This window comes from Bacillus sp. JJ1503, from assembly GCF_036965125.1.
GTDB lineage: Bacteria > Bacillota > Bacilli > Bacillales > Cytobacillaceae > Cytobacillus.
The window spans coordinates 24,703-32,638 of record NZ_JBALOZ010000048.1; the positions used below are offsets into that span (position 1 = coordinate 24,703).

The 7,936-nt window shown below is 37.4% G+C and carries 7 protein-coding genes; all 7 read right to left on the reverse strand.

Going from position 1 to position 7,936, the window contains the following annotated elements; translation table 11 throughout:
* Positions 1 to 26: 26 nt before the first annotated feature.
* Positions 27 to 1,283, reverse strand: a complete 1,257-nt coding sequence (gene codA, locus V7149_RS04640) for a cytosine deaminase (RefSeq protein WP_335344483.1) — start codon at positions 1,281 to 1,283, stop codon at positions 27 to 29.
* Positions 1,284 to 1,316: 33 nt separating this feature from the next.
* Positions 1,317 to 2,576: an amidohydrolase family protein gene (locus V7149_RS04645; protein ID WP_335344484.1), complete on the reverse strand. Its 1,260-nt coding sequence runs from the start codon at positions 2,574 to 2,576 to the stop codon at positions 1,317 to 1,319.
* 66 nt (positions 2,577 to 2,642) lie between these two features.
* Positions 2,643 to 3,986, reverse strand: coding sequence for an FAD-binding oxidoreductase (locus V7149_RS04650; protein WP_335344485.1), 1,344 nt, complete (start codon positions 3,984 to 3,986; stop codon positions 2,643 to 2,645).
* Between the two features lie 70 nt (positions 3,987 to 4,056).
* Positions 4,057 to 4,887 (reverse strand): creatininase family protein, encoded by an 831-nt coding sequence (locus tag V7149_RS04655; protein WP_335344486.1) that lies wholly within the window; start codon positions 4,885 to 4,887, stop codon positions 4,057 to 4,059.
* Positions 4,888 to 4,950: 63 nt separating this feature from the next.
* A complete protein-coding gene (locus V7149_RS04660; protein ID WP_335344487.1) occupies positions 4,951 to 5,373 on the reverse strand; it encodes a cupin domain-containing protein in 423 nt (140 codons plus the stop codon).
* Positions 5,374 to 5,467: 94 nt separating this feature from the next.
* Positions 5,468 to 6,931, reverse strand: a complete 1,464-nt coding sequence (aldA, locus tag V7149_RS04665; protein WP_335344488.1) for an aldehyde dehydrogenase — start codon at positions 6,929 to 6,931, stop codon at positions 5,468 to 5,470.
* A 157-nt stretch (positions 6,932 to 7,088) separates the two neighbouring features.
* On the reverse strand, positions 7,089 to 7,799 hold the full coding sequence (locus V7149_RS04670; RefSeq protein WP_335344489.1) for a FadR/GntR family transcriptional regulator: 711 nt from the start codon (positions 7,797 to 7,799) through the stop codon (positions 7,089 to 7,091).
* Between the last annotated feature and the right edge of the window lie 137 nt (positions 7,800 to 7,936).

Here is a 7,936-nt window from a genome sequence, read left to right on the forward strand (position 1 = left end):
TTTTCACACTCTATAAATGCTGAACTTTATTTTTTCAAAATCCCATCTACATTAAGTTGAGGTTGATGATATTTATTTTCTGAAATGATTCTTCCATGACTTATAACATAACTGCACATAGGCTGATGACGAATTAAATCGAATGAGTCCTCGGCAGGTAAGGTCACAAAGCTCGCTGGCTTGCCAACTTCTATTCCATATTGAGACTCAATCTGTAATGTCTTTGCACCTCTTATTGTTACCATGTTGATCATTTCTTCGACTTCCTGTCTTCCTGTCATTTGTGCTAAATGGATAGCCAAATGCGCTGCCTGCAACATACTGCCAGTTCCAAAAGGATAGAATGGCGTCATAATATCGTCATGTCCAATACTGACATTTATGCCAGCATGCCATAATTCCTTTATCCGTGTAATTCCTCTCCCTTTTGGCCATGAGTCATATCGTCCTTGCATGACGGAGCTAACGAGTGGGCAAGATACAATATTCATTTCGGATTCCTTCAGCAGGCTAATCAGTCTTGCCACATAGGGTTCTGGATAATAAGCCATGGCGTTTGTATGGCTTGCCGTCACCTTTTGCTTCAGCCCCGATTTCAATGCCAGCATGGCAACGACTTCCAAAAACCTTGAATGCCCATCGTCTGTTTCATCGCAGAACACATTCACCATTCGGTTATACTTTTCGGCAAGCGAAAAACAAATTTCCAGTGATTCAATTCCAGTTTCCCTTGTATATTCATTATGGGGAATAGCTCCAACCGCATCTGCCCCTAAAACTAGAGCTTCCTCAAGTCTTTTTTGATTATCTTGATTTGATAGAATTCCATCTTGAGGAAAAGCAACAATTTGCAAATTAAGATAGGGTGAAACTTGTTCTTTAATTTCTAGGAGAGTACGTAAAGCTGTAAGATTCGGGTCAGAAATATCAACATGTGATCGGACATGTAATATTCCGTATGAAAGCTGGTTACGTAATACCTCTATCACTCTCGTTTTCACATCATCAATTGTTAAGCTTTTTTTACGTTCCCCCCATATTTTAATCCCTTCAATTAATGTACCACTTTCATTCCACCTCGGAGTTCCAGCGGTTAATACTGTATCTAAATGAATGTGGGATTCTACAAATGGAGCTAATACAAGATCCCCAATTGCATCAATTTCCTTTTTCCCTTTTTCTAAAATATTTCCAATTTCTTTTATCTTTCCATCTTCAATGCCAATATCTTTTAGGCTATTATCTGAAGGGAATTTAAGATTTCTAACAATTAGATCATACATGGCGCCACACCCTTCTTTTTTTAAAAAGGCAAATTACGACAATACAGGCTTTAGTTTATTCGACCATGTAATGGATTCCGAAATACGACAAATAGGCTGCCCTCTCCTCCAAGTTTCACGCGATGTTGGAAGTTCTGATAAAATCATTTTCTTATCCGTAATGTCTAGAATAATAAAATCTGCCCAGTTCCCAGCTCCAATTCCATATCCTTGAAGCTTCATAAGCTCGGCCGGAACAGAAGTAATCATTTCAATCAGCTTTTCCATTTCTTCTTCCGTTGTTAAATGAGCTCCGTAGCTTGCTAAAAGGGCTATTTGCAGCAAATCTGCTTTCCCGTATGGATGAAACGGGTCTTGAATATTATCAGATGCTGCTGCCACAGAGATATTCAATTCCAGCATTTGCTTAACTCGTGTTAATCCACGGCGAATAAGGCCTTTATCTTCTCTTCCCATCAGAAACAGATTAGACGATGGGAGAGTTACAATACCTATCTGAGCCTTTTGAACAAGTGACATTAGTTCATGTGCTTCTAGTTCACTCATGGCCGATAAGGATGTACAATGCCCCGCAACGACTCTTCCCTGATAGCCTGTTTGAATGGTCCACTGACAAACATCCTCTAATGATTTAACGGTCGGATCATCCGACTCATCAATGTGTAGATCGATGTTAACGTCTAATGAAACAGCTAATTCAAAAATTTTTGCTAAGTTGAGCTGTGGATTTTCAGCCAAATGCGGTGCTCCACCCAACAGATTTATCCCATTATTGACAGCCCAGCGAATATCCTTTTCCACCTCTTTCGTGATATCAAAAGGACACATTAAAACAGCTTCTAGCGTAATGTAATCAGAAAAATAAGATTGGACCTTTTGAAAAGCTTCAACAACCTGATGTAAATACGAGGATGTACTATAGTTGAGATGGGTACGAATAGCTGTCGTCCCATGCTGTATAGCTTTTAATATTGTTGCGGTCATTCGTTCTGTTATGGAGTTGACATCCATTTGATTTTGGGCATCTTCAAACCGCCAAATTGCTTCTGACAGTGTGCCAGAGTGGTTTGGTATTGCAGGCCAAGTGAGTGCCTTATCTAAATGCATATGCACATCCACAAAACCTGGCAGCACTACCCTTCCTTCTACATCTACTATAAGAAGTTGAGGGCTTTTAGTAAGATGCTCATCTGCATCTGTTAAGGAAGTAAATCTCCCATTTTCAATCGTTAAATCTTTAAGACCTGATGACCCTGGAATTCGTGCATTGTGTATGACTGTTCTTGCTTTCATATTATCCTCCAAAAAATTATAAATAAGGACAATCCCTTTTTATCATGCATCAAAACATTCTAGAAACTAACCTTTTACTAAATCATTCACAACACCAATTTTTCCGGGGTTCAATAATCCGTGCGGATCATTTTCGTGTTTCTTCTGCACAACTGAATCAATGTATGCCTCCCACCCGCCTTTTTCAAGTAAGTTTGTATGTGGATCATAAATCTTAACACCGATTGACTCACAGAATGAGATCATTTCATATAAATGTTCCTTCGTCTTGTATCGAACAAGAGGAATTTGTTGAGGGATAAGCTCTCCTTTACTTCTCATCCAATCAAAATGGTTATAAAATTCGTCCTTATACTTCTCTTTAATTAATTTTATTTGCTCAAGATACGAGTCTAGAGAAAAACTCCCTTGTAAATAGGTCATTTTTTCATTTGCATTTAGAGCCCACAAGGTTGTATGATTCCATGTGAAATCTGATAATCTGATTCCCTTTTGGTATTTAGAAGATGGGATTTCATAAGAAACTGTACCGTTATGTTCAGATACTAATGACTTCACAAGCTCAAACGACTTCTCTTCAACCTCTAATATGACGATATGTTTATCCGGTTCTATTACCTTTTGAAGAGGCTGGAAATAGGATGGGATTGGCCATTCACATGTTGAAATGGAACGTTTCTTAATTTGAGAATCCTTTGCAATCTTTTCCGAAAAAATTAAAGAGTTTTCTAGATCAGAAAAAGAGGCAATACACTGCGTCCATTCAACTCGCTTTGTCGTTCTAAACACAATTTCGGTTATGACTCCAGTTGTACCGTAGCTATGAATATAATTCATCATACCCTCGCCTTTAACGGTAAAAACACGAGGAGTCTCCTCCATAGTTAGGACTCTTAACTCTAATACATTTCCATCCCATAAATTCCCCCACGTAATGGAACCGATTCCTCCAGATCCGCCACTTACAAAGCCACCTGCCGTAGCCTTTATGTACGTAGTTGGATAAATACAAAATTCCTGATTTACTTCTCGTAACTCTTTTTCTACTAATCCTAATTTAATTCCTGGCTCAACCCGTACGGAGCCTTCTTCGATCTGAATAATCTTATTCATTCTTGTCGTATCAATAAGGATGCCGCCATTCATTGGAATAATTTGACCGTAATTTCCCGTTCCTGCTCCTCGAATGGTTACAGGAATTTTATTTTGTACAGCAAGAGTTAAAACACTTTTAATCTCTTCTTCATTGCCTGGTTTTACGATGTAGTCTGCGATTTTATCATCCAACATATCGGTTAGAACTGGGGAATACCAATAAAAATCCTTCGATAATTGTTTACGTGATGGCAAATCTACAATCACATTTTCTTCCCCAAGAAGAGAACTTAACTTTTTATGAATACCATTCACTTTTATTCATCCTTTCGGTTAATGAGAGTTACAAGTCTAATAATGTTTTTCATGGGCTAGAAAAATAGAATTATCTCTTTATTTCAATAGATTCTTTATCCATTAAGCTATCAATCTCAAAATTCATCATTTCTAAAAGCATTTCCGCCAAATGTTTTCCGTGTTGTTCATAAATCCTTCTACCCTTTTCCGCTGAGGACGTTTTTGCATTTCCTAAAATGCCTGAAGAAGATACATCGTCAATCGTCCACGCAAAATTGGATTTTTGGAAGCGAAGGAAATTTGACTTTTTCAATAATTCTGGATATTCAACAGGCAGCTTATCCTCTCTAACCCATTCTGGATAGGACGCCATTATCAAGGAAGTTTCATAATCCCCTCCATGAATACCTAATAATCTTTCTGTCTCGCTTAGGAAATTTTCTTCAAGTGTCAATCCTCCAACATTGATTCGAAAAACCATTATGTTCGTTTCTAGCCGCACCTCTCTTGCTAAAAGATTTAATAGGTCACTATTTCCTCCATGGGCATTAAACAATAATAAACGCCTAAAACCACTTTGTTTTAAACTTCTGCCTATATCCATAATCACCGACTGCAGAGTAGTCGAAGATAGAGAAAAGGTTCCTGCCCGACCAAGGTGCTCATTGCTTTTCCCGTAAGGAAGAGGAGGTAAAACCCAAATATTAGAATCAGAAGGAACATACTTAAATGATTCTTCTAATACTGTTTCCGCAAGTAAAGTATCAGTGAATACTGGAAGATGAGGACCGTGCTGTTCAACTGCCCCAATAGGCAGGATGACCAATGAATCTTTTTTAGGCAAATTTTCAATTTGTGTAGATGAAAGTCTGGGCAAAAATCGATCATCCCAGACTTTTCCGGAATACCTTCTAGTCAACTTGAGAGCCTCCCTTAATTTTTATTCTCTATATAAATTCTACAAACAATTAGAATTTCTTCTTTATTTTTTAGGAAGCATGCAAAGGTCCGTTTCGACGATAATTCTTTCTACATCTACTTGTTTAAGAGAATCATCAATTTGAGAGTAAGCCCATAATATGATTAACTCTTCAGATTCGCTGGCGTTGACAAATCGGTGAGGAATTTTAGCAGGAATAAAGGAAGTATCATAAGGCTCTAATGCGGTTCGAACTCCTTCTACATCACAAAAGGCATTTCCTTTTAAAATAGTTACAGACTCTTCCACATTATGGATATGACATGGCAACCCTTTACCTGGTTCAAACGTTGCCAATCCAACAATAATGGTTTTTGGGCCCATTTCTTTCATCATCATGTCGTGAAATTGTACGCCTTCATCCATTTCAAAAGGTTCTATTTCTTTATATTTTGTTATGACCGGCTGATATAATGTCTCGTTCAACATTTCCACTCCTTTTAATTTTGATAAATTTTATAAAAATATTTAGAGGAAAGCAGATAAATCTTAACTTTCCCCGTTAAATTTTGAATGATTACTATTTTTTGTTTTGATTATATTGAAGATAGACAACATGTGTCTGTAGATACTCTTCTAAACCATGCTTGCCATCTGCTCCACCAATTCCAGATTTTCTCCAGCCTGCATGGAAACCTTGAATAGCCTCAAAGTTCTCTCTATTGATATAGGTTTCACCGAACTTTAACTCATTACATGCACGCATGGCAACATCTATGTTTTGGGTGTAAATAGAAGATGTCAAACCATATTCACAGTCATTAGCCAAATCAATCGCTTCATCTAGGTCTTTAAAGGTTGCAATCGGTAATACTGGACCAAAAATCTCATCTTTCATAATTCTCATATCATTGTTTGTATTAATCAGGACAGTTGGTTCAAAGCAATAGCCAACTTCCCCTGTTCTCTTGCCACCTGTTAATAGCTTTGCTCCTGAAGCAATCGCTTCTTCCACATGCTTCTCAACAGCTTCTAGTGAACTCTTATTGATTAGTGGACCCATATCAATATCAGAATGAACAAGAGGATCGCCAAATTTTGTTTGTTTCATAGCCTCTCCAACTTTTTCATAGAACTCTTCTGCTATATCCTCATGAACATAAACTCGCTCACAACAGTTACATACCTGTCCAGAGTTAATAACACGGGAAGCAACAATGGATTTTACAGCCAGATCTAGATCTGCATCCGCCATGACGATTGCTGGTGCTTTCCCACCTAACTCTAGTGATACCTTTGTAATATTTTCTGCTGCTGCACGCATAACTTCAGCACCTGCATGATAGCTGCCTGTTAAGCTAACTAAACCAACTTTTGGATTGGATGCAAGGTCTTTCCCGATCACACTTCCACTTCCGGTAACAAAGTTGATTACACCTTTTGGCAAGCCCGCCATTTCAACAATCTTCGCGAATTCAAGCGCATTGTTCGGGGATTCAGCACTAGGCTTAAGCACAATTGTATTTCCAGTGATCAAAGCAGGCGCTGCTTTACGTGCAATTAAGAAAAACGGAAAGTTCCAAGGAAGTATTCCCGCAACGACACCAATTGGCTGCTTAAATAATAAAATATTTTCGTTTGGACGATCACTCTGAATAATTTCTCCTTCATAACGTCTAGCCCATTCCGCTGAATAGTCAATATAATCTGCTGTAAAATTTACCTCAACCTCAGCTAAAGCTAGAGTTTTTCCCATTTCTTCAGAAATGACTCTTGCTATATGGTCGGCATTCTCACGGATTCCTTTTGAAATAGCTCTTAAATAATTTGCCCTCTCAATTGCAGGGAGTTTTGCCCACTCCTTCTGAGCAAGTGCTGCCGCATCAACAGCACGCCTTGCATCAGCCACTGTTCCTTTTGGAACCTCTGAAATGATTTCTTCTGTTGCGGGATTAATGACAATTGAAGTTTCATTTGAACTGGATTCAATAAATTCCCCATCAATATACATTTGATACACCTTTACACTTTTAGTCGTAGACATATGCACCCTCCTTAGCATTATTATCTTAACATCAGACCATCTAACCTTAAGAGAATTATAAATAATCACTCTTTTTATGTCAATGTCTTTTTAAAATATTCTGAATATATTTAAAAAAGGATAACTCTACTTTTTATAAAGAGTCATCCTAATTAACTTATTGTTTTTTGTTATGATATTCTAATAATAAATTACTTACGATTGTTAGATGCTCTAACATCGCATTTCCAGCTTCTTCTTGATTGTTATCCTTTATTGCTTGAGCTATTTTCATATGATGGTTTATAGCTTTCTCCTGAATAGCTGAGGATTCGATTACTTTAAACATCCACTCCTTTGTTATATCACGTAAAATATTCATTACTTGCAGCATAAAAGAATTTCTTGCTATTTCAGCAATTGCCGTGTGGAATTCCAAGTCTGTCTTCAAAAATTCTTCATTATTGCTGGCCTTACTCATAGAATGAAGAATGTTATCTAATCTTTCGTGATCAGCAACGGTGGACTTTTCAGCAGCCATTTCTGCTAAATCTGTCTCAAATTTTACTCTTGCTTCAATGAGTTCAGTAATATTGTCAAAACTAATCTTAGACATAAGTGCGAGATGTTTAGTAAAGAACCCTCCAAATGACTCTGTAACAAATGTCCCTTCAGGAACTCTGACTTCAATCAGTTCTAGAGCAGCAAGGGCACGTGTTGCCTCTCTAAGCGTACTTCTTCCTACACCAAATAACTCCATTAACTCTTTTTCGGATGGCAACTTTTCACCAGAAGAAATTGTCCCATTTATTATTAACTCCATCAATTGCTGGACAATATCTTGAGATAGTGTTGTTTTCTTCAATTGATTAATTTTTCCCTCTAGCATACAACCCCTCCATTAATCTGAACATCAGACATTAGAACCTTTTTACTATTATAATATTAATTCATATAGTTTTGTTAATTTTTTGCATTTTTAAGTGAAATAAATTTATATACAAAAAAGCACCCTATAGAATAGAC

Bases quoted from the DNA above. Each gene is read 5' to 3' on its own strand.
- codA (WP_335344483.1), bottom strand. From the start codon at position 1,283: ATGTATGATCTAATTGTTAGAAATCTTAAATTCCCTTCAGATAATAGC.
- V7149_RS04645 (WP_335344484.1), bottom strand. From the start codon at position 2,576: ATGAAAGCAAGAACAGTCATACACAATGCACGAATTCCAGGGTCATCA.
- aldA (WP_335344488.1), bottom strand. From the start codon at position 6,931: ATGTCTACGACTAAAAGTGTAAAGGTGTATCAAATGTATATTGATGGG.
- V7149_RS04670 (WP_335344489.1), bottom strand. From the start codon at position 7,799: ATGCTAGAGGGAAAAATTAATCAATTGAAGAAAACAACACTATCTCAA.